The organism is Paenibacillus sp. EB106-06-01-XG199 (assembly GCF_058791575.1).
This window is the reverse complement of sequence record NZ_JBYTDQ010000022.1, coordinates 18,733-42,285: the sequence shown is the minus strand read 5'-3', so window position 1 is coordinate 42,285 and position 23,553 is coordinate 18,733. Positions and strand designations below refer to the sequence as shown.

Below are 23,553 nucleotides of genomic sequence, written 5' to 3'. Positions count from 1 at the left end.
TCAATCCATTCGAGATCATCTTGCTGATTGTAATCCGTCCATGTCGGAAAACGTACGGTTTTAACACTGTCAGGAACCCCTTTCAGATAAATATCATAGGAGACTACCGAAGTGCTGAAGATATACGGTTCTGCGGGTGTGGCCTTACTGCGCTTAAGAAGGTTGCCATTCGCATCATAGGTATACTGAATCATTGAATTATCCGGAAGAATCTCCATCTCAAGCCGACTCTGATTGTAAATGCTGATCTTCTGCCGCTGTGGCGTGCCGTTCATGTCTTTGATTATATAATTGGAATCAACACCTTCTAATACCGCAGCCGCTGAAGTCTTAGTATTAAAGATAAAAAAAGTTAAAAAGACACTGGCTAGCAGGGTCACTATCATTGATTTCTTCAAGAAAGTCCCTCCAAGATTCTATTATTTTTTGATAAAATATTAGATTGTAATTCCCATTAAGCACCATTTAAATCTATGTATATTTGATCATGGAATTATCCTTTCATATAGAAGTGTCTGAATCTCTTAAATGCGAACCGATTTATTATAGCAAATCATTTATCCGGAAATTGTCGAATCTTGTTATAAAATTCTTTGTGAAGATATTTAATATAAATGTCATTAAATAATATACATTTAGTTGGTAATTAAGTAATATTATTGTTAATCATTCAGAAGGTCGAATGCTATCTCATAAGAAAAACCACATGGAGTACGTGACTCACATGTGGTTAACATTACATTATTTACTGAAGCAGGTTTCCTATTCTACAATTAGTTGCTGCTGCTTAAGATAAGGAATGACGCTAAGTTAAGACTATTTCTTTCATTTTACTAACTTCCATTTTTGAGAGGATGTTCCGTTGTCTGTGTATATCTGCAAGCGTGTTCCATCCGCACTGCTTCCTCCAGGTATGTCCAGCACCTTACTGCTGTTTACATTCTTCAGTGTACAAGAGCCATCTTCATTCTCATTTATTGTCCAATGTTGAGAAGCCGTTCCATTATCTGTCCATACCTGTACAGCTGATCCATTGTTTGTGCCTCCCCCGGACACTTCAAGCGCCTTCCCACTGTTTACATTAATCAGTTTATACTTGTTGTCTCCCGTATCGAACACCTGCCATCGTTGAGAGGCAGTACTATTATCTGTCCAAATTTGTACCGGGGTGCCATCAGCAGTGTTTCCTCCAGTGACATCTAACGCTTTTTGATTTCCATAATTCAACACTTTGAATTCAGCTCCGTTAGAAATTGCTTTGACCAGTCTCCACTTTTGTGCCGATGTTCCATTAGATGTCCAAATCCGAACAGCTGATCCGTTACTCACGCTCCCGTCTGCTACATCAAGCACTTTATTACTGTATACATTTAAAAGTGTATAAGAGCTATCACCGTTATCCACCATACGCCATGCTTGAGCCTCGGTTCCATTATCATTCCAAAGTTGAACTGATGTACCCTCAGCCGTTTTTCCTCCTGTAATATCAAGCGCTTTTCCACTATTCACATTGATTAATTTATAGGTTTCATTTGGTGCATTACAAATCAACCAGCGCTGCGCATCAGTCCCATTATCTTCCTCAATCTGTATTTTCGTACCGTTGCTTGTGTTCCCTGCAAAAACATCCAAAGCTTTATTACTATTTACATTGATTAGCTTGAACTCAGAACTTTTGCAGGTTAAGCTTTTCCTTCCGATCATATTTCCATTGTTGTCGTACTGAAAATCCATATATTTACCTTCTGAAATGCCGATAAGACCTAACTGTCCTGTTTTTAGATAGGTATACTTCATCGCAGTAGTTGTATTGGGATAAAACAAGATACACATACAAAATACTATAAAGAATATGAATTTTTTCATTAATAACATCTTCCTATCCTTTTGATAATGTAAGTTCTCAAGCGCCATCATATTAAATTAGAACAAGCTTATTTAACATTCACTTGTACACTCCGAAACCCGTATTGATTTCCATAAGAATCGACACTATAAATATGAGTGAGATATTTCCCGGTCTCATTATTATGTTTAGAAAATGGTATCTTAACTTTCCATGTTGTTGGATTGATTCGTTCTCCTTGAACCCACGGAATCTCTAAATCGTCATGACCGTTGGCTTCTGTCCATGTAGGAAATTTAACCTCATGTATATTGGAAGGAACCCCTTCGACAAAAACTTCATAATATCCCTTGCTTAAGGCTACTTCAGCTGGAACGGTTACTTTGGATTCATTTTTCACTTCAAATATGGTTCCACCACTATATTTTCCATCGGTATAGATATCAGTAAAGTATTTTCCTGTCTCATTGTTGTGCTTAGAATATATTACTGTACCTTGCCAAACACCCTTCGCTACATTTACCCCATTAATCCATTCAAGATCATCTGACCCTCCTCTGTCAGTCCACGTCGGAAACTGAACTTTGGCCACGTTATCGTCAACTCCATAGATAAAAACATCGCAGGAGACACCTGACAGGTCCGAGTTTGAAGGTCCACCTATACCCCCTGAAACATTTGTAGAGAATCCCCCAATTCCCCCAATATTTCCATACTTATCAAACGCGTAGACATGAGTGTTATATAGTCCTGTCTCAAAGTTATGTTCGCTGAATGGGACCCTAATTCTCCAGGTATCTCTGCTGATTCTTTCTCCAATAATCCATGGATTTATCAAATCATCCTGGCCATTTTTTTCTGTCCAAGTTGGAAATTTCACTTGTTCAATATTGGTACCCACACCTTTTGCGGTAACTTCATAGTAACCGTCACTTAATTTTGCATTCTGCGGCCCTGCTACTGAAGTAGTGGATACGACCTGAACTGAAATCCCCTTTGAATCATTATCCACATACATATGTGTGATGTAAGTCCCCAGTTCATTTCCATGTTTTGAAAATTGGATTGTCCCCTTCCAAATTCCTTCGGATACCTTCTCGCCGTTTATCCACTCAATATCATCCTGACCTTTGTTTAATGTCCAAGTCGGAAAGCGGACTTGACTGACGTTGTCAGGAACTCCTTTTAAATAAATATCATAAGAAAGAGAAGAAAAACTAACTGTATATGGCTCAGAGGAAGAAGTCATCTTCTTTTTATTAATTAAATTCCCATTTGAATCATATGTATATTTGATTATCGAATTATCCTTTAATATGGAAGAGTCTAATTTCCCCGTGTTGTAAATATTTATGGTTTGATCTTTTTGAATACTGGCCCAGTTATAAACAATGTAATTGGGATAGTTCATCGCCTCCTCAGCTTGAACCGGTGAAAATCCGAAACCTAAATTTCCAATAAAAAGAATAGCAACAATCTTCTGGGTCCCTTTAATATAGCCCATTTATAAATAACACCTCTCGTCTCTTAATTGCGAATCGATTTATTATAGCAAATCATTTATCCAGAAATTGTCGAATCATGTTATAAAATTCTGTGTAACTATATTTAATATAAATGTCATTAAATAATATACATTTAGTTGGTAATTAAGTAATATTATTGTTAATCATTCAGAATGTCGAATGCTATCTCATAAGAAAAACCACATGAAGTACGTGACTCACATGTGGTTAACATACATTAATTACTGAAACAGGCCTTCTATTCTACATTAGATCCGGCATCTGTTAACGATTAACGTTGCACGTCAAGACACCAGCATATTGATTATCAGACAAAGATATGAGCGATCAAGCTTCCCACCTCAGAGTTATGCCTTTGAAGAACTACCGTGGCTTTGGTTGCCGGTTGTCTACTTCGGCTATGGCACTTCAAAGGGTGAAGTTACCGGGTGGATTTACACCACCTAGATGATGCGACTGTGAGGCACACATGAAAAAGAGCCGCCACACGGCAGCTCAGTAGGGGAACGTTATTTAATAATTCCAAAGCGATTAAAACGTGCTATGAATGTTCGTAAAAAGTATGTCTTATGTATATTCGCCGTTCAATCGCTTCGTTGAGACCTGAGCCCAGCCCGGATCAATTTCAAAGGCATCCCATTTGCGGTTTAAGTTCTCTGCAGCCTCTGGAACAACACCACTTCCAGCGAATAAATCAACGATATACTCATGTTCCTCGGTACTGTTCTCGATGATCCGTTTCATTAAGTTTATGGGCTTTTCCGTAGGATGTATGGTTTGATTCCCGGGAATCCGCGGGACTTGCCATACGTCCGTTTGATTCCGTGAGCGTATCCGTCTGACGTTCTTCTTGCCCTTCACAGCCATAATAATAAATTCATGTTGATACCGATATTGCCACCCCATGCCCATGTTTTTCTTATCCCATACGATGCAATTCTTAATGGTGAACCCGGTAATCTTAAGCCATCGGGCCATGTCCGGGTAGGTGCGCCAATCGATAAAGACGTACACATGACTTCCTGGTTTCAGGATTCGATAGGCTTGCTTCAGCCAAGCGAGGCAAAATCTGCGGTAGTCGGGAAAAGATAGGTTATCATTGGCGAAAATCTGAAAACGAGGTTTTTTATTTTTAGTTTGGGTTGTTCCTCCGAATTTCAAATTATACGGTGGATCGGCAATCACTAAATCTACGGTTTCATCTGCAATTACTTTTTGTGCTCCTTCTATACAACTATCCAAATATAACATTTTAAGTCCTCCCATTGGTGTATTTGGTCCCAATGGTTATATACGGATTAATAAGAACATAAGTTCCTATTATTTTCAGGAAACTTACTTTCATATTCTTTCACTCTACGATAGAATGTGGGCTTCTTCATTCCAATTCTTCTCATCGCTTCAGTTGCAGTAAATCCCCCGGATTTCCATTCCTCGTACACTTCAATAAATTTGGTATCAATTTCATGTTTGGGTCGACCAAAGGTAACCCCTTCAGTCCGAGCGACCTCAATGCCTTCAGCCTGCCTCGAACGATTCTTCTTCCGTTCCTGCTCAGCCACATATGCCAGCAGGCTTAGAAATTGATCCTCCATGACCTTTCCGAAGTCTCCCATCGTCTTAAACTTCCGGGAATCGAACAATGTTTCGTTATCCAGACATACAATGTCTGCACCGATTTCGCGCGTGATATGTTTCCACTCCGCAATGATACCGTCATAGTCCCGGCCCAGCCGGTCCAGGGCATCTACATAAACCAGATCACCTTCCCGAATCATTAATCGCATTGCCTGATACCGTGGACGATCAAAATCTTTGCCGCTCTGCTTATCAACGAAAACAAATCGCTCTTCAATCCCCAATTCTCGAAATTTCAGGAGCTGCCGCTCTACATTCTGCTCCTTAGTTGAAACTCTTCCGTATGCAATCTTCATAGATGGAACCCCTCCCACTATAAAAACGTCTCAAATGACCTATTGAATCAGTGAGACGTTTCAAATCTATTTTTAAGGCATTTTGAAACGAAGAAATGAACAGCCATTCTACTGTCTCAGAAAGCATGCTTTTTGGAACTGTTCCTTCATTAAAATAAAAGGTGACCGTAGCACCTCAAATTGAAACTCATAAATGAAAATCTATTTATAACGTTTACCCACGAACTCTAATTGCTCAACTATGTGTATGAAATCTCGCTCCATTTTCTCATAGAGCTCCAAATCTCCTTTTGTAATCGCATCCTCCATAAGATCGCTATAATCTGCAAGTTGCTGCAATAAAGTGCGCCTCTCATGCAAGTGTCCTTTCTGTATTTTGAAGTTTGTCCATTCACGCTCCTTATTCATTTTGATAATTCTGCCTACAGCAGATTGTGAAGGCATATACGCAGTCCTAACCTAAGAAGCTCATTAAGATTCAGGAACTATTTTATAATAAACCGCTTCAATACTCCCCTTAATTGCACGTACACTGGTTCCAGTTCTTTTAAGGTCAGAAATAATTATATTCGCCTTGTTTTTATCCTCAAATCCCTCTAAAATCTCCTCATAAGTTTTATATCCTTCGAAACGTCTTCCCATGCCCGTAATTCCGGTATAGACAGCTATCTTCATTTCAATCATTCCTTCTCTATTCATTTATGTGTCGGCCAGTTCTCCCAACTCTCCCCCGCACAATGTGCAGTGATCGGACTATACACTGCTCAACGTTATAAATTAGAATTTCATCTGTCATATGTTCCTCAACTAAGTACGCCTTTATTTCTTCATCACTATCGACATCGACTGTTTCTACCGTGTCTTTTCCGTCTAATAAAAACCAAACTTCCCGTTTCATGCGATTAACCCTCCTTCGCTGTATGCCTCTATAATTCAGTACACACTGTTATATCCAGGTGGTCTTCAGCCCCCTGAATTCAAGTTATGAGATCGATGTGCAGGGAGATTGTTGCTGCAGCAGCTCACCTGTATCCGGAAGAACATATGCAGCAGCTGCACTAGTGGTTGATCTTACATTTTTTCAATCCATTGATCAGAATTAACAGCCATCTGGAATTTAATGTACTCCTCTGAAATAACTTCATCCAAGAATCTCTCTAAAGTATAAAGTGCATCTATCATATCTATCTCAGTTTTGAAATTAAAGGCCATAATACGTCTAAAATTATGATGCTTAGAAATTTCTATTCCCTTTCTTTCATGGGATGACTCAAAAGAAGCCCTCCATGTAATGGAATCGTCTTTAAATAGTCTCTTATTCACCTCTTTAGTTAGGTAAATATTCTTGCTTTGGTATATGGAGTATAAACGTGTATAAAATCCTTTAGGCTCTTCAGAAATTTTAACGGTTAAAATATAGGATTCAGGTAAAGCAGGTTGAACGCGCTTTTCAATTGTAAATAAACCTCCTGAAGTATTCATAAAAGCACTCCCTCTATTCTATTTTAGCCACTCGATAGTCCACCGCAGCCTTCCTGATCTTCAACATCAGGAGCCGTGTAAACCATCGTTAATTCATAGTAACCCTCGAACTGCGCATTTCATCTTTTAATTCGTCGGTTGAAAAAAGTCGAAATACCTGTGATTATTTGTAATTATTAAAATTATAAATCATGGTACACTCTAGCTTAGAAGTTGAAAGGATTGGCTGAGAAACAGCTTAAGCCACATGTCCAACTGGGAGTCGATAATTCTCAGCAAATTACTAAAGTTAGGTGGAGAGAGCATCAAATGAAAAAAAAGGTTGCACTACTTTCGGGACTTCTTCTTTCGTTAATCGTTGCTGGAACGACGACGGCTGCCGATGTGAATCAGGAAACAAAAATCGAACTGAAAAGTATTGTGGAAAGCCAGGCCGTGAAAGTGTATAACAACAAACTTAATGGAGTGGCAAATAAAGCCGAGATTATTAACGGTTCTTTGTACTTCAAATATGAAGATGAAAAAACTATTCCTTTCTTGGTTACGTATGGCGAATACACGGATGGTACAAAAGCGGCAAGTTTCAATAAAGATGGAAAAACAGATGTAATGGTAACAATGGGTAGTAAAACCTACATTACTTTCCAGGGACTTCCTCAGCCGCTTTCAGACGAAGTGAAAGCCCAAATGAAACGTAATTACTTTCCTGTTCGGTATGTCTATGAGATGGCGGGATACAAAGTCGATTATGATGTTACAACAAAGAGCGTAACAATCCACGAATAGAAATATATACTTGGCATCAGCTGAAGAGCAATTGAAAAGACGATATAATCAGCAGTTTAAGACTTTAATTTTCTGGTCTTAGACTGCTTTTTGTTTTGCATTGTGCAGTTCCTTACTTATCTGACTTGACGAAAGTCTTCCAACCTGATGCTTTTGACACAGGTTTTGTTTCCTAACAGTTTCGTCGGGCTGTGCATTATGGGGTTACAATCTCCCCAACCCAGCCGCATTTACAAAAATAGTTCCAGCAGGTCACTTCAAGGTCCCCTTCATTCTTCAGCACTTTACCAGTTTTAACGGATCTGATTCTTCCGACTGCTACTTGCTCATAAACCTTCAGGTTTTCATTTCCACATTGCGGACATTTTTCTTCTTCAATGAAACACATCTCCTTTAATCAATCTTGATCCCTATATGATCCTCCAGACTGATCGGCTGCTTCCCCTTCATAAACATGGTGTGTCCAATCTGCTTCTCCAGCTCAACATATCTGCGGTATAAACCTGGGTTGCAGATAGCTCCATGCCGTAAATCGTTGACACTGCCCATGATGCAGAATACACATGATAGCCGTTCATTTCCGTCAGCGTATGCCCAGAACGGTTCCTGCTCAGCATCTCTAATTACCTGAAAGACCCGCTCAGTAGTTAAATCAAAAATCGGCATCCAGTTGTATACGTCACGGCTCCGGCAACTCTCGGAAACGTTATATTGAAATGGCTGTTTCTTAGCTCTGGCTGAGGACTCCTCTGCCCGAATCCCCACGCAGTTCACCGCTATGGAAGCACCGCGCTGTTTAAGGTCATTTCGGATAAACTTAAATATCGGCCCGCGTTTCAGGTCGCTGGTACACTGTCTGCATGATGAAGAAGGCCATTTCCCCCGATCCTCAACCATGCCAAGCAGTGTCTTCACCTCACCGTTCTGTTTAATCGCTCTAACTACATTCACAGGGTGCCGGGTATTGGTAGTGATATGGTTATGAACCCCAGTCCATTCAACTTCACCCAGTTCTGCATGAACCACGACCAATTGATCATCTGGAATGAAACCATGGAGCAAGGCATACATTGCCTGCGAATCCTTACCACCTGAATGAGAACAGTAGAAAATTGCTCCCGATTCTACTAAACCAGCAATTTCTTCTGGTAGATTCATAATCATGACCTCCCCCTTGATACGCCATATGCGTCAACGGTTCAGTACTCTATACCTCAAGGTTTCGAGCCACTGAAGCCCTTTAAGATTCAGGAATCACTTCATAATAAACAGCATCCATACTCCCCTTAATTGGAAGGACACAAGCTCCAGTTCTTTTTAGGCCGGAAATAATCTTTCTGGCCTTATCTTTATTCTGGTACCCCTCTATTTCTTCAAGTGTTGTATAACCTTCAAACCGTTTTCCCATACCCGTAATTCCGGTATAAACAGCTATCTTCATTTCAATCATTCCTTCTCTCATTTATGTTAAAACAATAAGTAGAGCACTGTAGGTGTTATAGATTTAATACCGGCTGAATAACTGCTGTCCGTCTTTTTGCTATTTCCACATACTGAGGACCAATTTCGATAATTGTGCATTCCCGGTTGTTCTCCAGCGCGACTTTCCGTGTGGTGCCGCTGCCGCCGAATGGGTCAAGCACATATCCGTTCGGAGGCGCACCGGCGAGAATGCACGGTTCTATCAGCTTTTCGGGGAACGTTGCAAAGTGTGCTTCGGGGAATGACTGAGTGGCCACTGTCCAAACACTGCGTTTATTTCGCTTGCCGTTGTACTCAATGTCCTCCCGATCAGGCCGGTGCTGCTGCGGCTGACCGGGTGGCGGGGACGATTTGACCTCTCGGGCGAAGGAATGTGATTTAATCACTCTAATATTCCCTGTTGTCTTCCTCTTGCCGCCTTCCTGGTTGTCGAAGGTTCCATTACCGGTGTAACTCCCCTCCCTGAATCCATTTGCCCATTCGTTCTGCACTCCAGGCTCCTTGATAGCTTCAGCATCGTAGTAATACCGCTCTGCTTTAGAGAGTAGAAACACGTATTCATGGGCCTTTGTGGGGCGGTCCTTTATGCTTTCAGGCATTGGATTGGGTTTGCTCCAAACATTATCCATCCGGAGGTACCACCCATCTGCCTGAAGAGCAAAGGCTATTCGCCACGGGATTCCAATCAGATCCTTGACTTTGATTTCAGACACAGCCGTCCGAGCTCCGGTAGTAGCGAAAGCATCACCGTAGTTCACCCAAAGAGTCCCGTCCGGCCTTAGAAGCCGCCACACCTCCCGGAATACCGCAACACTGTGAGCGACAAACATTTCGGGCGTAGGCTCCATCCCTAGGCAGCCGGTCCATATCGGCACAGTCATCGGTGACATCCCAGGCATTGGTGTATATGTTGTCTCCGGCCAAATTGTCGGCGGAACACCGTAATCCCGCAAGCCCCAATAAGGCGGGCTGGTTACGCAGGTGTTAAAGCTCTCGGCCTCTAACTGCGGCATAATCTTCATGTTATCTCCTTGCAAGATCATATAGGCCGATTCTCCTTTCTTGATGCACCGTATGCGTCTATTGCATCGGATCTTCGTACTGTGCTGCAGTTTCACAGGCTGAATGCCAGTTGACCGGCTACAGGATTGTATCTTTCAAGTGCTAACTGACGGCCAGATCCCACGCATAGCTCAGGAAGATTTGCCTGGACCAGTACTGTTGCCATTGGCGGTGATACAGAATTACCTACCTTGGCAACCTGCTGTTTGATGGTAAACGACTTACCGTTGTGCTCCGGTGCTATGATGTAGCTTCCTGGGAACCCTTGGCCTCCGTACAGTTCCCTCGGGATCAGCATCCTCATGCAGACATCTACGATCTGATAAGCTACTCCACGGACCAACACCAGCCCGAAACGGTCTTTAGTCACTATGGTATTGATAGGGTCTCTTAAATCCTGCCCTACTCCGGTGCCGTAGTACATTGTCAGGAACGCGTACACTTGTCCCAAGTGCTGCCCGCCGGCGGTAATAGTCGGCAAAGGATCAGTCATTGACGATCCAATATTGTTTCCCCTGAACTTGGTCAGATGGCTTGTCACTAGAGCAAACCTGTTACCGCCTGCCGTAATGGTGTGCAAGGGATCATGCAAGCTGCTGCCGCGCGCTTCATTGCCTTTGGTCTCCCCGTAGTAACTGGAGAGGAACGATGCAACCATAGGTTTGTGTGAATCATCTATTTCCCGCATCCACGGGTGTATTTGGTCCTCGCTTAATATGAATGGATCTGGATCGTTAATTGCGAATTTAAATGTTCCAAGCGCCAGGCGCCGCATCGTTTTTTCTACCAACGATCGTTCCCGGCCAAAGATGGATTTGCATGGTATGGACCAGTCAATAATCCCCGCAGCTGGTTTATATGGCTCTAGTCGCTTCGTAATGACTGCCGGAGATCGTCTGTGACCGTGTGTCGGTTTAGGCCACACTATCGATTTCCCGTCACGCCTAGCAATCAGGAACAGCCGTTTCCGGCTCGTAGGCGCTCCGTAATCGCATGCAACAAGTTCGCGCCATTCTACCGTATATCCAAGATTCCGCAGCGCATTGACGAAAGAACGGAAGGTGTTACCTTTTTTTGTTTCTATGGGCTGACCTTCATTATCAAGAGGACCCCAGTCCTGAAATTCCTCTACGTTCTCCAGCATAATCACGCGCGGCTGCACGGTTGCTGCCCAGCGTACTGCGACCCATGCTAATCCCCGTATATTCTTCTGGCGCGGCTTTCCTCCCCGGGCTTTACTATGATGAGTACAATCCGGAGAGAACCAGGCAAGTCCTACCTTGCGTCCGGCCACCACTTCACGAGGATTTACATCCCATACACTTTCACAATAGTGCTCCGTCTCTGGATGATTGGCCCGATGCATGGCGATGGCAGCCGGATCATGATTAATGGCTATGTCCACGCTGCGGCCGGTTGCCAGCTCAATACCGGTAGAGGCGCCGCCCCCGCCCGCAAAGTTATCTACGATGATCTCCGTCATATTTCGTTGTTTCAAGGCCACAATATCACTCCTTCCTGAACCGTATGCGTCTACCATTCATCACACACGGTTTTATCGAAACATCTGTTTGTAATCCTTGGAATCGAATTTCCCCGTTTCCCGATCAACAGCGACCAGACCGACATCAGTGTGAAACACATGGCATCTATCATTTGAATGTGCATATTGAACTTCTTTATAATCTGCTTCTGTTAATACCCGGCACAAAAGCATTTGTTCAAACAAACCTAGCTCCATAACTTACCTCCTAACCTGGTGAACTCTTCGCAATCTATCGTGAGGCCTCAAAAGACCAGTCTAGTTCTTGATCATCAAACTGCCTAACTACCGCTTCAATAACTGCACGAATCTTACTGTCTTCTGGAGGTTTACCATTCCAGCCCCGTTCATAATTGGCCAGCCTTTTACAGAACTCTTTTTGTTTATCCGGATACACGGTCAACCGACTGATTCGACCTTCTGATATCCCATACGAGGATGGCTCTGAAAAAACTTGCGCTTGTACAAAGAGCCCTTGAATCTCTCCTTCAAAGAGGTCCCCTGCGTACAGGCGACGCTTGTATTCCAGTGGCATTAGCGTTTATCTCCCTTTTTGGCATATAACTCATATTCGTCAGTCATGGCAGTATCCCCCAATACATTTGCGTTAAACAGGACTTCTAGTGCTGTTTCAGAGGCATGCCCTTTTTTCAAAAGATCGGTATACATCCATTTGAGATAAGCATCCTCATTTACAAATCTGAGCATTTGCGCTGCATTGAATACTGGATAATCAAAGTCCATACCACTCATCCTTTCTACAATATAGGTAAGGAGGAAAATAGACTCCCTGATCATTCTTTAAATAATTCGTAAGGACTGGGCCAGTAAAATAAGTGCTGTTTTTTTAACCTGATAATATTTAGCGCGGTACCAGTTAAAATTGTTCATGAGATACTCATCCAATGCTTCCTCGCGGCAAAAGTATTTAGCCTCAATAAGCCTGAGTTGATCAGGATCAAGACTACGCAAGGCTTTTTCCATGGGATATAACTGATCCTCTACCTCCCAAATCTCATCCTGAAGGCGTTCAGCTCTATCAAACATGCTCATGACTGCGTGCTCGGTGGAAGAATGCGGAAGTCCTGATCGGCCACTGACGCCGGTAAGCTCCATTCCAGCTGTAACTTTCGGCTCCTTGGGCTTAACTTTTTGAAGTTCTACGTCTAACCAGTGTTTACGCTTATTTGCTTGGTAATATTGCTTTAAGCGGTACTCTACGATAGAAACGTATTGCTGCCGAATGGCTACAGGTATATTCATTTCAATTTGTTCCACTTCTTCATCGCAACTACTGACTGATGATTTACCTGTTTTCTCCAAATGCTCCTTTATGATCATCAGTTCCTGTTGCACAGCAGGTGAAGTAGTTGTCTTCACTGATTTTTTCAACTTTTGGTATCGGGCAAATAACCAATCTACCGGCACCAATGAGATGTTAAGCTCTGTGACCTGAAAGTTCTTCAATCCCCCACACTCCCCCCTTGATAAGCCCTCTGTCTCTTCCAACTCAAAATCCCAAGAACTTTGTTCAAATTTCTTTTTACAGACGCTGCACTGGAAGGCGTACTCTCCTACTTCATGGCACCTATTGCCGCAATGAAGGCAAATCAATCGCCATTCCCCCTTTATGTGCTTTGCTTCGGCAATAGTAAACTGAGTTCGTCAATCATTCGATTAATCTTGGCTTCATCAATCTCATCTTTCGAGATCACTCTGAAGTAATTCATAATTGACTTGGATAAACTCACAGCATCCCTCAATCTATTTATGATGAAATTCGCATGCAATATCTTGAACTTCATTTCCTTTAATTCAGCCAGTATTCGTTCGTCCTCTGATGGCAGACTGACCTTTTGGAGAAATTCAGGTGCAAATGAGCTGCCGTAACCTTCCAGGAACACAGAATCTTGTGCAGTCATCCCTTTACCCCGAGTAAACTGATCCGTTCTGCATGTCCACACTTTGCCGTAGTTATTCGGATCTTCAGCTTCTATACAACTGTGCATGACAACACGGTCACCTTGCTTCAGTTTCCCATCAGCCACACGCTTTGCCTCCTATTGAATATTTCGCTTAGTCGCTGCCTTCTGAGCAGCCTCCCTTGGTTTCAAGTATCCCAACTCCACAGCCATATACCGGATTGCTTGCATGTCCTCTTCTGGGTATCCCCAATGTGGGCAATACAGGCCACCGTACCCGTTGTTATGATTAGCGTCATCGTCCCCGAAGATATAATCCCGGAAATCGTTGATCAGTCCCCACATCGTTCCGCCGTTGCTGAAGCGATGCTTCTGCTCATTGGTTTTGCCTTCTGCCCCCGGCACAAGAATCATCGGCATGTCGGAATAATGATCTGTGTACCAGAGTCTTCCTCCAGCCCAATGAAATTCCGAATATCGATTATTCTTCCCGCTATATAGAAACTTGCGTCCACGGCTGCCGATCTCTTGGATCAGCCGGTTAGCCGTTTCGATGCGCTCTTGCCCCGGGAACGCTTCCTCGCCAGGCCGTGGCGTCGATTGACCGATCTTCCGGCAGCGAATCATTTTAAGAAATTCGATATAGGTTGTATCTGGACAAGGGTCAGAATATTCAAGGTATTCGGCATACTTCACTTTCCCAGGCGTCAACCCGCTCCGGATAACAGAATAAGTTTCATATTCGCCGACTTCACCCGGATAAGTGATTTCATATATGTTCAAGGCTATACTCATACTGTTTATGCCTCCCTATGGTATAATTATCAAAATTTCATGAGGTGATTTTTTAATGAGTCGTAAAGCACTTATTTGGCTTGGAATATTGACGGCTGCTCTATTAATTCTCTTTTTCATTGGCATCAACTATATGTTCCACTATGCAGCTAGGGGAGAGGGTGGTTAACCATCTACCCTATGCAGTTCTTGCATTAATTTGATATGCTCCTCTGAAGCAAGAGCCATGAGATCGTCATATGAAGTCCAATTGTCATCCAACCACTCAAACGAAAGTATTGATTTCCTGCCTTTGGTAATGGGACGTTCGTTAACATACACGATATGATTTTCAGTAACCGCCAATATTCGTATCGGGTCCCGTGTAAAACTCATATCACCGGATACAGGTGGGCATGCTCTCAATGCCCGCTTGCCAATCAATCGCTCTGCTCTCATCATTAGCTCTCTACTTTCTTGAGAAATTCAGTAGCAAAGCCGCCGCTCTTACCCTCCAGCAGCACAACTTCTGATCCGCACAGGTCCCACGGCTCCGATTTCACCGTCCAAACTTTATCCTTATTTTCTTCCTTACGTGCTTCGTAGCAGGAATGCATGATTACCTTGTCTTCCGGTTTTAGGCCTGATTTCTTAAACTTTGGTTGTTTTGCCATGTCATTTATCTCTCCTTTGTAGGTTAGTTAGTTCTCATTACCTCGTGCGGCAGGAGCTTGTCCTTAATCACTCCGTTAGCATCTGTACGATCATACAAAGCTACGTACCGATGTTGGGTATCGCTAGTGCCTTTTATTATCTGCGGCAAACCCAGGCAAACGCCTTTTCCCCTCGCCCTGAATCTTCAAGCACATAAGCCACACCTTTGGTCACATAAATGCTGGGACATACCCTGAGTGTTCCGAAAGCCGTGGGAATGGAATGATATTGTGCCATCTCAGAATCTGGGCATACATGTAATTTCAGACGCTCAATTTTGCATTCCTTGTCTTTAAGAAGCAGATGCTGGAGGGCGCTGTTAATCATATCCACGGCACGTGGGTGAATCGGACTCGCGGTACACTGGTTCATATCAACGGTACCTCCTTCCTAAAGTAGCTGTAACTGCCCAAATTGCCCGGCTGCTATCGGATTAATCCTCCTTTAACTACCGTTTTATAATATGAAGAGATCGTATGTTCTGTTTGAAGTCCGCAATTCTCCAGCTCTGGAGACAGTCTCTCTCCAAAGTTCGATTAGTCATAATTCCCTAAGTGGCTCTATCCGCAGCTCACGATACGTGTAGTGCCTTTCTTTTTATTTAGTAGCTCCAACTGCTCTGGGGTGGCACTAAGCACTAACCAGTTCTCCGGTATCAGCCGGTGCTGACTGATCACTTGCTTTTGCCGCCGTGTTGGGCGTAATCCGCGATTCTTTCTCATTTCTTTAGTACTCTTCATGCCGTTCATCCTCTCAGATATGGATATGTATTGACTTCAAAGGCTTGCTACTCACCGTACAGATACCTTGGCATCCTTTATTTCCTGAGCTTTCCGCATCATTTCAGCCATTTCTTCCGGAGTAGGAACATCTCCACTGCCATCATCGACAGATATCGGAATCTGCTGCTTTCCACTTCTACTGGTATTTCTCCCCGATCCATTAGGAGTCTTGGGTTTCCCTGGAGAAATAAAAGATGCGTCCGTCTTCTCCGATTGTTGGCTAGTCGTGCCGCCGCGATGTTGATAGCCATTTAAAATGCCTCGTATATAGGCCAGGTTCTGTTTTTCCGGCCCACCTCGATAAGCCGTCCTCATTGCTGCATGCAGCCATGCCCCGCCGAAGTCGTCAAACAGTGATTTCATATCCTCTTCGTCAAACGGGGCAACCTTTTTACCTGCCAGAAAGTTATTTGAGTAATTGATCATGGCACTTTGGAATGAATCAGCATCTTCTAGCAAATCTAGAGGTTCCCTTGTAGTTATTGTTGTAGTAGTAGTTCTTTTAAAAGATTTAAAGATAGCTTTAATACTAGCTTTAGAAACGCTGAACCCTTTGATATGACTAGGATAATCACGTCTGACGTTTCCCTTTCTGGGAACTGTGCGTTTCCCCTTTTGGGAAATGGGCGGTTCCTTCTTCGGGAACTCGTTTCCCTTTTCGGGAACCGGGGGATTCCCTATTCCGGAACTCGGTTCCCTTTTTGGGATAACACTTCCCTTTTCGGGAACTGGATTCCCATTTGGGGAACCTGGTTCCTCTTCCGGGGACTCATTTCCCTTTTTAGGAATCGATGGCTTCAATAAATTGGGTGAAGGCCGGGCAAGATTCATATTAATCAATTCTTTGAATTTCTTTGCAGAACTGGACACTATATCAATTTCCCATTGGTCATAGTGCTTATTGACTTGGAAAATATTCATAAGTTGATCCCATAGGATGACATTTCCGGCGACTAATCCGTCTAATACTTGACGGATATGGTTACTACCGATACCTGCTTCTTGAAAATTCTTCAATTCCGGAATGATTGCCGATGGCTTCCCGCATCCCCAGCTCAAGGTCAGAATAAAATCAATGACATTCCTCTGGCGCTGAGAAAACTTCCGCCGGATCAGCTCTCGGTGTATTTCGTGCGATATTCTGATGTGTGCATCCGTTGGCTGAGGATTAACACTGGAATCCACGGCATCCCCTCCTGTATCCTTTTACGCTTAGATCGCTCTGAAACGTTTTGTCCGCTCTTGCCATTCCCGATTCAACCCGCAGCCTTTCGCAGGGATCTCATAGTGCCTGCGCCCACAGACAAACGAAACGTATTTACCTGTTGCCTGCTCGTAATACATCCCATTTAGGACAACGGGTTTTGGGTCTTGTTGAACATCGATCAAATCAAACAGGTCTACTTGCTCAACATGTTCCAAGGCTCAGCCCTCCTCACACTCCACACTGGACGCAAAATTGCGCTAAGTGGCAGTGTTGCGCCATGCAAAGTTCTATGAGATAATCAATCCGCTAGTTGGACCCGGTACATGAGCATTCGCAGTGCTTATGTACCTTTTTTCATGTTCACATCGCATAATGTTCTTCACCAACACCTGATGCTGCAGCGGACTACGTTCAAACCAGATCGTTGCTAGTAGTGGCAATGTCATGTCTTCCTCCAATGCTTTCTCACCTCCCTTTAACTTCCTAGTACTGAGCGCAACTTTGCGTTCATCCTCCAATGATGACCGCTTAACGAAAGACTGCGTTCAGTCCGCTGGACGCATTGAATCGTTCAATAAATGAGGGTATTATCGCTGAGCGCAAAACTGCGTTAAGCTAACGGTCTCCAGCATTCTACATATTGTAGCGCCCTCTCCAAGTCTCCTTTGCGGATATCCCTGTAGCTGGTAACCTCAAATTCAGCATAGATTGACCGGTACAATTGTCTAAAAACCCCTGGTCGCTGGCTTGGTTGATTAGCCATCAAAATGACCCTGCGTCTAATAGCAGCATGCAACATCTTCTGTTCACACGTTATGAGAGTGATCTCTTTGGTTACGTGGTTCAGTTGCTGCTCTACTTCCTTTACGCGTTCCTTCATTTGAGTAAATGCCACTTCACTTATAACCAAAGGATTTGATTGTGCCGAAGCAAGCAATCCCTGTAACTGGACTTCCATTTGATTAAAGGCGGCAATATAGTCTTCTTTGAACCTCGCAGCTTCCCTACCCGTAAAACCTGTAATCAGAAATACAAATCCATCACGAGTCACCTTGTAATACGGATTCTTTCTTCCCGATTTGTCCATGTACTCGCTTAGCGCAAAATTGCGTTCAGTAAATTCAGCACTGCATTCGAGCGTTTTAATACTTCTTAAAATATCCGCATGACGCTTACCAAACTTGTCCGCAATACTTCGACTGTCTGTCATGGCTTGTCCATTTTCAACATAGACAAAATTTCTATCTTCTTCTGGGACTGAGGAAGCTTTTCTCTTGCTTATTTCCACTTTATGGATAACGTCTTTCAGCATCTTCACATCCTTTCGTAATACATACATTTTTTGATTCTACCTCCTAAATTCTGATAAGATGAAATTGTACATAATCTTTTTTTGAGAAAGGAGGCTTTATTTTTGGCTGAAACAAATGATTATAATAAACTCGTTGCAAAAGACTTTACGATTTCTGCTCTCAATAAAATTGATCCTAAGAAATTGGAAAAATTAAATATTGATGAAATCATTAGCACTTACACTGGAATCTACAATTCTTTTTTAGCAGCAATTGAAACAGATAAGCCCGAAGAATTAAAAAGCTACGCAAGAGAGTCACGCCAACTTTTAAATCGGAATTGACACTGGCTAATGGTTCTATGAGAAGACGGTCCTCATAGAACCATTAGGTATTATGCCAAGGGGCGTTCAAGCATCCTCCGCTTTACCAACTCCATAATTTGATTGGCTCGGGAAATACACAGACCTTCATTTATAAACAAATCCATAACCTTATTGGAAACAGTCCAATTCTCGTTGTTGATCCGTTCTGTTGTTTCCCATGTTCGTTCCTCGTTAGGTGAATTTGCAGCCGTCTGGCTATCCATCCTTCTCCCTCCTCTCCATTTACCATCTTGTAATGTAGTTCTAATGAGTTTATTTACTAACATAGGGAATGGGATTTCTTTTCCTCTATGGCGGATTCCGCGACCATCCCGGATAAATCGTCCGGTAGGTTTCAACCAGCCCCGCAGCCGGTCCAAGACGCTCTCAGCGCTCATCAGGCGGATTATGATTTTATTTTTGCCATGGCTGATTCTGCCGACGCCAATAACTCCTTGCAAGCCTCCACAGCTACATCATTACGCCATTTTTGAATGTCTCTTATAAGACCTTTAATGTAACCATCCAACGCTGACTCAAGAGCATATTTTTCTTTAGCGGTGAATTTCATTTGTTCATTTCCTCCTTTAGTGAGCCGTAGCCCCGTAATAGTCAATTAATCCACTGGAGCCATCATCAGGCAGGCAGATTCTCGTCAACAAATTCAGAGAGATTATCGACGAGCCGGAGTGCTTCCTCAGCTCTTGCAATCCAATTTTTCGCATACGGCTCTTTATCGATTGTTTCTTTAATCTGCAAATTCAGCAGTTTGGAAACAAATTCAATCGCTTCCTGGGCTTCCTCTTTTGAGTTAATCAGGCTTGAACGCATGGCCTTGCGAATTAATTCTTCCATAAGTATCCTCCAAGGTTAAAGCCCTCCGGCTTTTGGATATGGGGCTGTAGTCCCTAACATTGCTAGCTGGCTTGACCTTCGCCTTCCCCTAAGAGTTCTGAAGAGCTAGCCCTCACGCCTCACAGGGATCGCATCGGCCCATTCCCATGCTTCCGATTGTTCCGGATCTGGAGTCCGTTCGTAAATGTTATGGTAATCTGCTTCAGCCACAGCCTCCACACGGTACTCCATCCGTCTTCCAATCGGATCTTTAACTCTGAAGTAGAGATACTTCCTGTCGTCCGACACTACCTTCACAATCGCTGAGATGTGCAGCCAGTCCTGCAGGTATTCTGCAGCAGCTCTGCCAGTGATCACTGGCAATGAACTCATAGCCCCCATATATGTACTCCTTTCGTTGTTAGCAGATTTTCTTTATTTCAATTACGAGAATATCCCTCGCTCCATGCCACCAAGCCGATTAATCAAATGATCTTTCATACAGCTGGGTAGCTTCCCCTATGGTCTTGAAGTCAAATTCATAATACACGGCACGTATGACTTCATTAATCTGTTCTTTGGACCAGCCTTTTCGTTCCAATGCTGCCTGGATATACCCAAGGCACGCATTATTGCTCCACTCTTGCATTTTTGCCTTCCTCCTTTGATTAGTGGGACATTCACAGTTCCCCATGAATCCCGCTATTAAAAACAACCTCTCGAAACCGACCTCTACCTATCACGCTGAATCTATGACCCTTTCATCACTCAAAAAGATATAGGGATAGTCATGGGATACCACCCTGAACCCTGGATATCCTCTTGCAAAATACACTTCAAGCTCCCGCGCAAATGCCTCAGAATCAACCGACTTCAAGGCCCAAATCCTTTCTCCAACCATACTTTTGGTTAATGGCTTATCGTTAACTAAGGATTTCATTATCTACATCCCCGTTCTCATGATTGGGCTTAACGCAATTTTGCGTTGAGTGGTTAGGCGCGAAGATCCTCTCCTTACTTCGAACTGAGCGCAAAATTGCGTTCAGTATAAATCCGGGGCTTGTCCCATATACCTACAAGGAAATACGCTGCCTCACTAAGTTAAGAATGTCTTCCGGAAGATCCAGAATGATGGTCCGTAGGAGGTGAAGTTCTTCCTCCGCCTTTTGACGCTCTGGATCTTCAGTAAAAAACTTTGTTACATCAGCCAAAATCATGAGCTGCATATATCTGGTGGACAGTGCTTCTGCAAATTCCAATTTATTGGCCTCACTCATCTGATTCTCTCCAAATGAAGGATCATTAGTGAACAAATTCACCTTGAATCACACCCTTTTAATGCGAAATAATTGGACTGGCTGTTATGTATTCCTACACAAGCCCACGCCTTTTCAATTCCTTGCCGTAACCTCCTTCAAAAAGCCGTTTGAGTATGGACGAAATACACCGGTTTGTGATGGCTTCCAGACGTTCGAGTTGCTGCTGATAGATTTGTGGGTTGTAAACATCCGTATGATTTTTCAATTCCTTGATCTGCTCTTGCTTTAAGTACATGCATTCAAGCCGTTTAAACTCCATTTCGTAATGCATTTGAATGATCTGCTCTTTATTTGCCTCTACTTCTGAAAACAAAGGTCGCCGCCCATCTTTAATTGCGTCAATCTCCTTTGACTTCTTCGCCAATCGCTGAGCAACACTTAATAACTTCCCCATAGCCCCTACTCCTGTTCTTGTTTAATGAACCCAAAGCGCTGCTTCGAGACGTTGAGACAACTCAGCAGGAAACAAATCTTGGTATTCTCCGTAAAATCCATAATTGAAGAGGAGAAAAGCTTTTGCTAAGGACTCCTTCCAATCCGAAGTAATCACTTGTACCCGGTGATCCTCCTCATCCTGAATAATGCATATCTCGCTTATAAACGTAGGACCATCACCACATTTCATGAGACACACTGTTCCAAAAGCATCTGCAGCAAAATCCCTTAAACCAAGTGCCGCCAGTGTATCCCGTGAAAAAGCCATTCTCGGCTGTTGCACGCCTGAAATATCCCACATAGCTGATACAATCTTCTCTTCTATTTGTGTTCCAACTGGCAACTTCATAATTTGTTCGTCCATGTTTTCTCCCTAAAACCAAATTGGGTAATCTCAATATTTGATGTTGAATGAGTTCGGATTATGAATTAGTTCCTTATATAAACACTGAGTAAAGGCTATAATGATAATGTTTGCTTCATTCCAGCTCTGCTTTGTCTTGCAAGCATGCCCAGGCGGCATCAGCAATAGCAATCTCCACTCTCTCCCGTTCATCCGGGTCTGCAACAAGATGGTCATCGCAGATATGAACCTTTGTCTCACCAAATGTGTAGGTTGCAACAATCATGCCAGCATCCCCCCTGGCATTATGTGTATGCCGGGATGATCGAGGGACAACCATGATTTCCACCTCCTATTTTTAATTTTTGAAAATACAAAACCAAAACTGAATGTTCTTTTTACGAACAATAATATAAAAAATTTTTCTGCCACTATTGCTATTTTATATTTTCTTAGCACATTTCCTAATACGATTGCTCGTTTAACGAACATTACTTTGAAAAAAAATGAGATCCACACTTAACTCTAGTTGGCATGATATTAGTTGCGCTACTTTTAGAGAGGGATCATGTTCTCCTCTTTCAATATTAGCTAAATATGCCCTTGATATCCCTACAGATTTCGCAAGTTCTTCTTGAGTCCATCCTTTCATTTTTCTAGCAATTATAAGATTCTCACGTTTTTCTTTCATTTTCCCCCCACCTTTCACTTGATCGTTTTACGAACTTTAATACCCATATTATATGTTCGTAAAACGAGCATGTCAATACCGAAAAGCTCATTTTATGAACGTTTATTTTACGAACATTTTAGGTTATGCTAAAGATAGGCGGTGAATGATATGTCTTTATTCAATGATCGATTAAAGGAACTACGAAATGAACGTAGTCTTACTCAAGAACAATTAGCAAATAAATTAGATATTCCTTCAGCAACTATCCGAAGATTAGAGGTATCAAATTCAATTCCTCGGAGAGATCGTCTTGTTTTATTGGCAAATTTCTTTAATGTATCTACCGATTATTTGTTAGGTGAAACAGACGATAAAACACCAAGTAAAAAAAAGGACAGTGAAGAAGAAAATCAAGGAAATAACAACAACGCTAATACCTATTACACTCTCACAGAAAAAGACGAAAAAGACATCGGGAAGGACCTTGAACGCATGCTTGCTGATTTGGAATCAAACGAGGCATTAGCTTTTAACGGGGAACCCATGGATGAGGAAACAAAGCGGTTATTCGCTATTTCACTTGAAAATTCTTTGAGATTGGCTAGAGAACTGTCTAAACAAAAGTTCACACCAAATAAATACAGGGATTAATCAGGAAAGGGATACAGCATGATCAAAAAAACTGTAGCCCAACTGATCAAGAAGCATAGAACCAATGACCCATTTGAAATTGCATCCCAGAAAAACATCCTGGTTCTTTTTGAATTGTTGGGTGACATGTTAGGCTATTATAATTCCAGTCGTCGATTACAAATGATACATATTAACAACACTGCCTCTCAGCAGGATCAGCGTTTCACTTGTGCTCATGAATTAGGGCATGTCATTTTACATCCGAATGTGAACACTCCCTTTCTTCGAAGACATACTCTTTATTCTGTGGATCGTATTGAACGAGAGGCGAATCAATTCGCTGTGGAGTTGTTAATGCCTGATGAATTACTGTATGAATCCAAGCATAAGAACTTCACAATGCAAGAAGCTGCGGTTATTTACGGAGTACCCTCTGGACTTGAAAGCTTAAAGAAGCTGTCTGATTTAGAAATATAAAATAGACTGTTACCACTTAAAAATACATAATTCTTTTAAAAAAAAGGCGATTTGTACAATGCAATCGCCTGTCTTATAAGAAACCACTTATTTTTTGGCTCTGTTCGTAAGAATTGTTGCTA

The 23,553-nt window shown here is 42.6% G+C and carries 38 protein-coding genes and 1 pseudogene; 4 read left to right on the top strand and 35 right to left on the bottom strand.

The window, feature by feature from the left end:
- From AC3WT9_RS34130 to AC3WT9_RS34090, 9 genes and pseudogenes are all read right to left on the bottom strand, one after another.
- Positions 1–398: pseudogene (locus AC3WT9_RS34130) on the bottom strand (hypothetical protein); the annotation flags it as partial.
- A 427-nt stretch (positions 399–825) separates the two neighbouring features.
- Positions 826–1,866: an RICIN domain-containing protein gene (locus tag AC3WT9_RS34125; protein WP_492408930.1), complete on the bottom strand. Its 1,041-nt coding sequence runs from the start codon at positions 1,864–1,866 to the stop codon at positions 826–828.
- Positions 1,867–1,934: 68 nt separating this feature from the next.
- Entirely contained in the window at positions 1,935–3,350 is a 1,416-nt protein-coding gene (locus AC3WT9_RS34120) for a GBS Bsp-like repeat-containing protein (RefSeq protein WP_341377953.1), read from the bottom strand.
- Between the two features lie 589 nt (positions 3,351–3,939).
- On the bottom strand, positions 3,940–4,623 hold the full coding sequence (locus AC3WT9_RS34115; protein ID WP_341377952.1) for a DNA-methyltransferase: 684 nt from the start codon (positions 4,621–4,623) through the stop codon (positions 3,940–3,942).
- 47 nt (positions 4,624–4,670) lie between these two features.
- The gene (locus AC3WT9_RS34110; protein ID WP_492408927.1) at positions 4,671–5,306 is read right to left on the bottom strand and encodes a recombinase family protein; all 636 of its coding nucleotides are present in this window, start codon (positions 5,304–5,306) and stop codon (positions 4,671–4,673) included.
- Between the two features lie 201 nt (positions 5,307–5,507).
- Positions 5,508–5,714 (bottom strand): hypothetical protein, encoded by a 207-nt coding sequence (locus AC3WT9_RS34105; RefSeq protein WP_341377951.1) that lies wholly within the window; start codon positions 5,712–5,714, stop codon positions 5,508–5,510.
- A gap of 63 nt (positions 5,715–5,777) precedes the next feature.
- The gene (locus tag AC3WT9_RS34100; RefSeq protein WP_492408925.1) at positions 5,778–5,981 is read right to left on the bottom strand and encodes a hypothetical protein; all 204 of its coding nucleotides are present in this window, start codon (positions 5,979–5,981) and stop codon (positions 5,778–5,780) included.
- Between the two features lie 16 nt (positions 5,982–5,997).
- Positions 5,998–6,204, bottom strand: a complete 207-nt coding sequence (locus AC3WT9_RS34095) for a hypothetical protein (protein WP_341377949.1) — start codon at positions 6,202–6,204, stop codon at positions 5,998–6,000.
- Between the two features lie 173 nt (positions 6,205–6,377).
- Positions 6,378–6,788, bottom strand: a complete 411-nt coding sequence (locus tag AC3WT9_RS34090) for a hypothetical protein (protein ID WP_492408923.1) — start codon at positions 6,786–6,788, stop codon at positions 6,378–6,380.
- Between the two features lie 222 nt (positions 6,789–7,010).
- Here AC3WT9_RS34090 and AC3WT9_RS34085 point away from each other — a divergent pair, with 222 nt between their 5' ends.
- A complete protein-coding gene (locus AC3WT9_RS34085; protein WP_341377946.1) occupies positions 7,011–7,574 on the top strand; it encodes a stalk domain-containing protein in 564 nt (187 codons plus the stop codon).
- Positions 7,575–7,967: 393 nt separating this feature from the next.
- On the opposite strand, the gene AC3WT9_RS34080 is transcribed toward AC3WT9_RS34085, so the two are convergent.
- The 16 genes from AC3WT9_RS34080 to AC3WT9_RS34005 all read right to left on the bottom strand — a co-directional run bounded on the left by AC3WT9_RS34080 (position 7,968) and on the right by AC3WT9_RS34005 (position 18,399).
- Positions 7,968–8,732, bottom strand: a complete 765-nt coding sequence (locus tag AC3WT9_RS34080) for a phosphoadenosine phosphosulfate reductase domain-containing protein (protein WP_341377945.1) — start codon at positions 8,730–8,732, stop codon at positions 7,968–7,970.
- A gap of 82 nt (positions 8,733–8,814) precedes the next feature.
- Positions 8,815–9,024, bottom strand: a complete 210-nt coding sequence (locus AC3WT9_RS34075; protein WP_341377944.1) for a hypothetical protein — start codon at positions 9,022–9,024, stop codon at positions 8,815–8,817.
- Positions 9,025–9,070: 46 nt separating this feature from the next.
- Positions 9,071–10,099: a DNA-methyltransferase gene (locus tag AC3WT9_RS34070; protein WP_341377943.1), complete on the bottom strand. Its 1,029-nt coding sequence runs from the start codon at positions 10,097–10,099 to the stop codon at positions 9,071–9,073.
- Between the two features lie 71 nt (positions 10,100–10,170).
- On the bottom strand, positions 10,171–11,601 hold the full coding sequence (locus tag AC3WT9_RS34065; protein ID WP_341380341.1) for a DNA cytosine methyltransferase: 1,431 nt from the start codon (positions 11,599–11,601) through the stop codon (positions 10,171–10,173).
- A gap of 72 nt (positions 11,602–11,673) precedes the next feature.
- Positions 11,674–11,859: a hypothetical protein gene (locus AC3WT9_RS34060; protein WP_341377941.1), complete on the bottom strand. Its 186-nt coding sequence runs from the start codon at positions 11,857–11,859 to the stop codon at positions 11,674–11,676.
- A 34-nt stretch (positions 11,860–11,893) separates the two neighbouring features.
- Complete coding sequence (locus tag AC3WT9_RS34055) at positions 11,894–12,196, bottom strand: DUF7678 domain-containing protein (RefSeq protein WP_341377940.1); 303 nt, start codon at positions 12,194–12,196, stop codon at positions 11,894–11,896.
- Entirely contained in the window at positions 12,196–12,405 is a 210-nt protein-coding gene (locus tag AC3WT9_RS34050) for a hypothetical protein (RefSeq protein WP_492408919.1), read from the bottom strand. The genes AC3WT9_RS34055 and AC3WT9_RS34050 overlap by 1 nt, the downstream gene beginning before the upstream one ends.
- A gap of 57 nt (positions 12,406–12,462) precedes the next feature.
- The gene (locus AC3WT9_RS34045; protein WP_341377938.1) at positions 12,463–13,128 is read right to left on the bottom strand and encodes a hypothetical protein; all 666 of its coding nucleotides are present in this window, start codon (positions 13,126–13,128) and stop codon (positions 12,463–12,465) included.
- A 161-nt stretch (positions 13,129–13,289) separates the two neighbouring features.
- Positions 13,290–13,709, bottom strand: coding sequence for a hypothetical protein (locus tag AC3WT9_RS34040; RefSeq protein ID WP_341377937.1), 420 nt, complete (start codon positions 13,707–13,709; stop codon positions 13,290–13,292).
- Positions 13,710–13,721: 12 nt separating this feature from the next.
- A complete protein-coding gene (locus AC3WT9_RS34035) occupies positions 13,722–14,378 on the bottom strand; it encodes a YoqU family phage-derived protein (protein ID WP_341377936.1) in 657 nt (218 codons plus the stop codon).
- 440 nt (positions 14,379–14,818) lie between these two features.
- Entirely contained in the window at positions 14,819–15,031 is a 213-nt protein-coding gene (locus tag AC3WT9_RS34030; protein ID WP_341377935.1) for a hypothetical protein, read from the bottom strand.
- A 136-nt stretch (positions 15,032–15,167) separates the two neighbouring features.
- Positions 15,168–15,443, bottom strand: a complete 276-nt coding sequence (locus tag AC3WT9_RS34025; protein ID WP_341377934.1) for a hypothetical protein — start codon at positions 15,441–15,443, stop codon at positions 15,168–15,170.
- Between the two features lie 188 nt (positions 15,444–15,631).
- The gene (locus AC3WT9_RS34020; RefSeq protein ID WP_445935382.1) at positions 15,632–15,793 is read right to left on the bottom strand and encodes a DUF6906 family protein; all 162 of its coding nucleotides are present in this window, start codon (positions 15,791–15,793) and stop codon (positions 15,632–15,634) included.
- 69 nt (positions 15,794–15,862) lie between these two features.
- Positions 15,863–17,038: a replication protein gene (locus AC3WT9_RS34015; protein ID WP_341377933.1), complete on the bottom strand. Its 1,176-nt coding sequence runs from the start codon at positions 17,036–17,038 to the stop codon at positions 15,863–15,865.
- A 27-nt stretch (positions 17,039–17,065) separates the two neighbouring features.
- The gene (locus AC3WT9_RS34010; RefSeq protein WP_341377932.1) at positions 17,066–17,275 is read right to left on the bottom strand and encodes a hypothetical protein; all 210 of its coding nucleotides are present in this window, start codon (positions 17,273–17,275) and stop codon (positions 17,066–17,068) included.
- 395 nt (positions 17,276–17,670) lie between these two features.
- Positions 17,671–18,399 carry a Rha family transcriptional regulator gene (locus AC3WT9_RS34005; protein WP_341377931.1) on the bottom strand — a complete coding sequence of 243 codons (729 nt, stop codon included), beginning with the start codon at positions 18,397–18,399 and terminating at the stop codon, positions 17,671–17,673.
- A gap of 75 nt (positions 18,400–18,474) precedes the next feature.
- Here AC3WT9_RS34005 and AC3WT9_RS34000 point away from each other — a divergent pair, with 75 nt between their 5' ends.
- Positions 18,475–18,696, top strand: coding sequence for a hypothetical protein (locus AC3WT9_RS34000; protein WP_341377930.1), 222 nt, complete (start codon positions 18,475–18,477; stop codon positions 18,694–18,696).
- Between the two features lie 50 nt (positions 18,697–18,746).
- Here AC3WT9_RS34000 and AC3WT9_RS33995 read toward each other — a convergent pair whose 3' ends face one another.
- The 10 genes from AC3WT9_RS33995 to AC3WT9_RS33950 all read right to left on the bottom strand — a co-directional run bounded on the left by AC3WT9_RS33995 (position 18,747) and on the right by AC3WT9_RS33950 (position 22,339).
- The gene (locus AC3WT9_RS33995) at positions 18,747–18,941 is read right to left on the bottom strand and encodes a hypothetical protein (RefSeq protein ID WP_341377929.1); all 195 of its coding nucleotides are present in this window, start codon (positions 18,939–18,941) and stop codon (positions 18,747–18,749) included.
- A gap of 182 nt (positions 18,942–19,123) precedes the next feature.
- A complete protein-coding gene (locus AC3WT9_RS33990; RefSeq protein WP_341377928.1) occupies positions 19,124–19,288 on the bottom strand; it encodes a hypothetical protein in 165 nt (54 codons plus the stop codon).
- Between the two features lie 65 nt (positions 19,289–19,353).
- Positions 19,354–19,572 (bottom strand): hypothetical protein, encoded by a 219-nt coding sequence (locus tag AC3WT9_RS33985; protein ID WP_341377927.1) that lies wholly within the window; start codon positions 19,570–19,572, stop codon positions 19,354–19,356.
- A 105-nt stretch (positions 19,573–19,677) separates the two neighbouring features.
- Positions 19,678–19,953, bottom strand: coding sequence for a hypothetical protein (locus tag AC3WT9_RS33980; RefSeq protein WP_341377926.1), 276 nt, complete (start codon positions 19,951–19,953; stop codon positions 19,678–19,680).
- 79 nt (positions 19,954–20,032) lie between these two features.
- Entirely contained in the window at positions 20,033–20,200 is a 168-nt protein-coding gene (locus tag AC3WT9_RS33975) for a hypothetical protein (protein WP_341377925.1), read from the bottom strand.
- A gap of 424 nt (positions 20,201–20,624) precedes the next feature.
- Positions 20,625–20,828 carry a hypothetical protein gene (locus AC3WT9_RS33970; RefSeq protein WP_341377924.1) on the bottom strand — a complete coding sequence of 68 codons (204 nt, stop codon included), beginning with the start codon at positions 20,826–20,828 and terminating at the stop codon, positions 20,625–20,627.
- Positions 20,829–20,922: 94 nt separating this feature from the next.
- A complete protein-coding gene (locus AC3WT9_RS33965; protein WP_341377923.1) occupies positions 20,923–21,264 on the bottom strand; it encodes a hypothetical protein in 342 nt (113 codons plus the stop codon).
- A 21-nt stretch (positions 21,265–21,285) separates the two neighbouring features.
- The gene (locus tag AC3WT9_RS33960; RefSeq protein ID WP_341377922.1) at positions 21,286–21,669 is read right to left on the bottom strand and encodes a hypothetical protein; all 384 of its coding nucleotides are present in this window, start codon (positions 21,667–21,669) and stop codon (positions 21,286–21,288) included.
- A gap of 115 nt (positions 21,670–21,784) precedes the next feature.
- A complete protein-coding gene (locus AC3WT9_RS33955) occupies positions 21,785–21,934 on the bottom strand; it encodes a hypothetical protein (RefSeq protein WP_341377920.1) in 150 nt (49 codons plus the stop codon).
- 195 nt (positions 21,935–22,129) lie between these two features.
- Entirely contained in the window at positions 22,130–22,339 is a 210-nt protein-coding gene (locus AC3WT9_RS33950; RefSeq protein ID WP_341377919.1) for a helix-turn-helix transcriptional regulator, read from the bottom strand.
- Positions 22,340–22,489: 150 nt separating this feature from the next.
- Between AC3WT9_RS33950 and AC3WT9_RS33945 the strand changes: the two genes are divergently transcribed.
- Complete coding sequence (locus AC3WT9_RS33945) at positions 22,490–22,972, top strand: helix-turn-helix domain-containing protein (protein WP_341377918.1); 483 nt, start codon at positions 22,490–22,492, stop codon at positions 22,970–22,972.
- An 18-nt stretch (positions 22,973–22,990) separates the two neighbouring features.
- The gene (locus tag AC3WT9_RS33940) at positions 22,991–23,431 is read left to right on the top strand and encodes an ImmA/IrrE family metallo-endopeptidase (RefSeq protein WP_341377917.1); all 441 of its coding nucleotides are present in this window, start codon (positions 22,991–22,993) and stop codon (positions 23,429–23,431) included.
- Positions 23,432–23,553: the final 122 nt, after the last annotated feature.

Coding starts and splice junctions, on each gene's coding strand:
- AC3WT9_RS34125 (WP_492408930.1), bottom strand. CDS start 1,866: ATGAAAAAATTCATATTCTTTATAGTATTTTGTATGTGTATCTTGTTT.
- AC3WT9_RS34120 (WP_341377953.1), bottom strand. CDS start 3,350: ATGGGCTATATTAAAGGGACCCAGAAGATTGTTGCTATTCTTTTTATT.
- AC3WT9_RS34115 (WP_341377952.1), bottom strand. CDS start 4,623: ATGTTATATTTGGATAGTTGTATAGAAGGAGCACAAAAAGTAATTGCA.
- AC3WT9_RS34110 (WP_492408927.1), bottom strand. CDS start 5,306: ATGAAGATTGCATACGGAAGAGTTTCAACTAAGGAGCAGAATGTAGAG.
- AC3WT9_RS34105 (WP_341377951.1), bottom strand. CDS start 5,714: ATGAATAAGGAGCGTGAATGGACAAACTTCAAAATACAGAAAGGACAC.
- AC3WT9_RS34100 (WP_492408925.1), bottom strand. CDS start 5,981: ATGAAGATAGCTGTCTATACCGGAATTACGGGCATGGGAAGACGTTTC.
- AC3WT9_RS34095 (WP_341377949.1), bottom strand. CDS start 6,204: ATGAAACGGGAAGTTTGGTTTTTATTAGACGGAAAAGACACGGTAGAA.
- AC3WT9_RS34090 (WP_492408923.1), bottom strand. CDS start 6,788: ATGAATACTTCAGGAGGTTTATTTACAATTGAAAAGCGCGTTCAACCT.
- AC3WT9_RS34080 (WP_341377945.1), bottom strand. CDS start 8,732: ATGAATCTACCAGAAGAAATTGCTGGTTTAGTAGAATCGGGAGCAATT.
- AC3WT9_RS34075 (WP_341377944.1), bottom strand. CDS start 9,024: ATGATTGAAATGAAGATAGCTGTTTATACCGGAATTACGGGTATGGGA.
- AC3WT9_RS34070 (WP_341377943.1), bottom strand. CDS start 10,099: ATGATCTTGCAAGGAGATAACATGAAGATTATGCCGCAGTTAGAGGCC.
- AC3WT9_RS34065 (WP_341380341.1), bottom strand. CDS start 11,601: ATGACGGAGATCATCGTAGATAACTTTGCGGGCGGGGGCGGCGCCTCT.
- AC3WT9_RS34060 (WP_341377941.1), bottom strand. CDS start 11,859: ATGGAGCTAGGTTTGTTTGAACAAATGCTTTTGTGCCGGGTATTAACA.
- AC3WT9_RS34055 (WP_341377940.1), bottom strand. CDS start 12,196: ATGCCACTGGAATACAAGCGTCGCCTGTACGCAGGGGACCTCTTTGAA.
- AC3WT9_RS34050 (WP_492408919.1), bottom strand. CDS start 12,405: ATGGACTTTGATTATCCAGTATTCAATGCAGCGCAAATGCTCAGATTT.
- AC3WT9_RS34035 (WP_341377936.1), bottom strand. CDS start 14,378: ATGAGTATAGCCTTGAACATATATGAAATCACTTATCCGGGTGAAGTC.
- AC3WT9_RS34030 (WP_341377935.1), bottom strand. CDS start 15,031: ATGGCAAAACAACCAAAGTTTAAGAAATCAGGCCTAAAACCGGAAGAC.
- AC3WT9_RS34025 (WP_341377934.1), bottom strand. CDS start 15,443: ATGAACCAGTGTACCGCGAGTCCGATTCACCCACGTGCCGTGGATATG.
- AC3WT9_RS34020 (WP_445935382.1), bottom strand. CDS start 15,793: ATGAGAAAGAATCGCGGATTACGCCCAACACGGCGGCAAAAGCAAGTG.
- AC3WT9_RS34005 (WP_341377931.1), bottom strand. CDS start 18,399: ATGTATGTATTACGAAAGGATGTGAAGATGCTGAAAGACGTTATCCAT.
- AC3WT9_RS33995 (WP_341377929.1), bottom strand. CDS start 18,941: ATGGATAGCCAGACGGCTGCAAATTCACCTAACGAGGAACGAACATGG.
- AC3WT9_RS33990 (WP_341377928.1), bottom strand. CDS start 19,288: ATGAAATTCACCGCTAAAGAAAAATATGCTCTTGAGTCAGCGTTGGAT.
- AC3WT9_RS33985 (WP_341377927.1), bottom strand. CDS start 19,572: ATGGAAGAATTAATTCGCAAGGCCATGCGTTCAAGCCTGATTAACTCA.
- AC3WT9_RS33980 (WP_341377926.1), bottom strand. CDS start 19,953: ATGGGGGCTATGAGTTCATTGCCAGTGATCACTGGCAGAGCTGCTGCA.
- AC3WT9_RS33975 (WP_341377925.1), bottom strand. CDS start 20,200: ATGCAAGAGTGGAGCAATAATGCGTGCCTTGGGTATATCCAGGCAGCA.
- AC3WT9_RS33970 (WP_341377924.1), bottom strand. CDS start 20,828: ATGAGTGAGGCCAATAAATTGGAATTTGCAGAAGCACTGTCCACCAGA.
- AC3WT9_RS33965 (WP_341377923.1), bottom strand. CDS start 21,264: ATGGGGAAGTTATTAAGTGTTGCTCAGCGATTGGCGAAGAAGTCAAAG.
- AC3WT9_RS33960 (WP_341377922.1), bottom strand. CDS start 21,669: ATGGACGAACAAATTATGAAGTTGCCAGTTGGAACACAAATAGAAGAG.
- AC3WT9_RS33955 (WP_341377920.1), bottom strand. CDS start 21,934: ATGATTGTTGCAACCTACACATTTGGTGAGACAAAGGTTCATATCTGC.
- AC3WT9_RS33950 (WP_341377919.1), bottom strand. CDS start 22,339: ATGAAAGAAAAACGTGAGAATCTTATAATTGCTAGAAAAATGAAAGGA.
- AC3WT9_RS33945 (WP_341377918.1), top strand. CDS start 22,490: ATGTCTTTATTCAATGATCGATTAAAGGAACTACGAAATGAACGTAGT.
- AC3WT9_RS33940 (WP_341377917.1), top strand. CDS start 22,991: ATGATCAAAAAAACTGTAGCCCAACTGATCAAGAAGCATAGAACCAAT.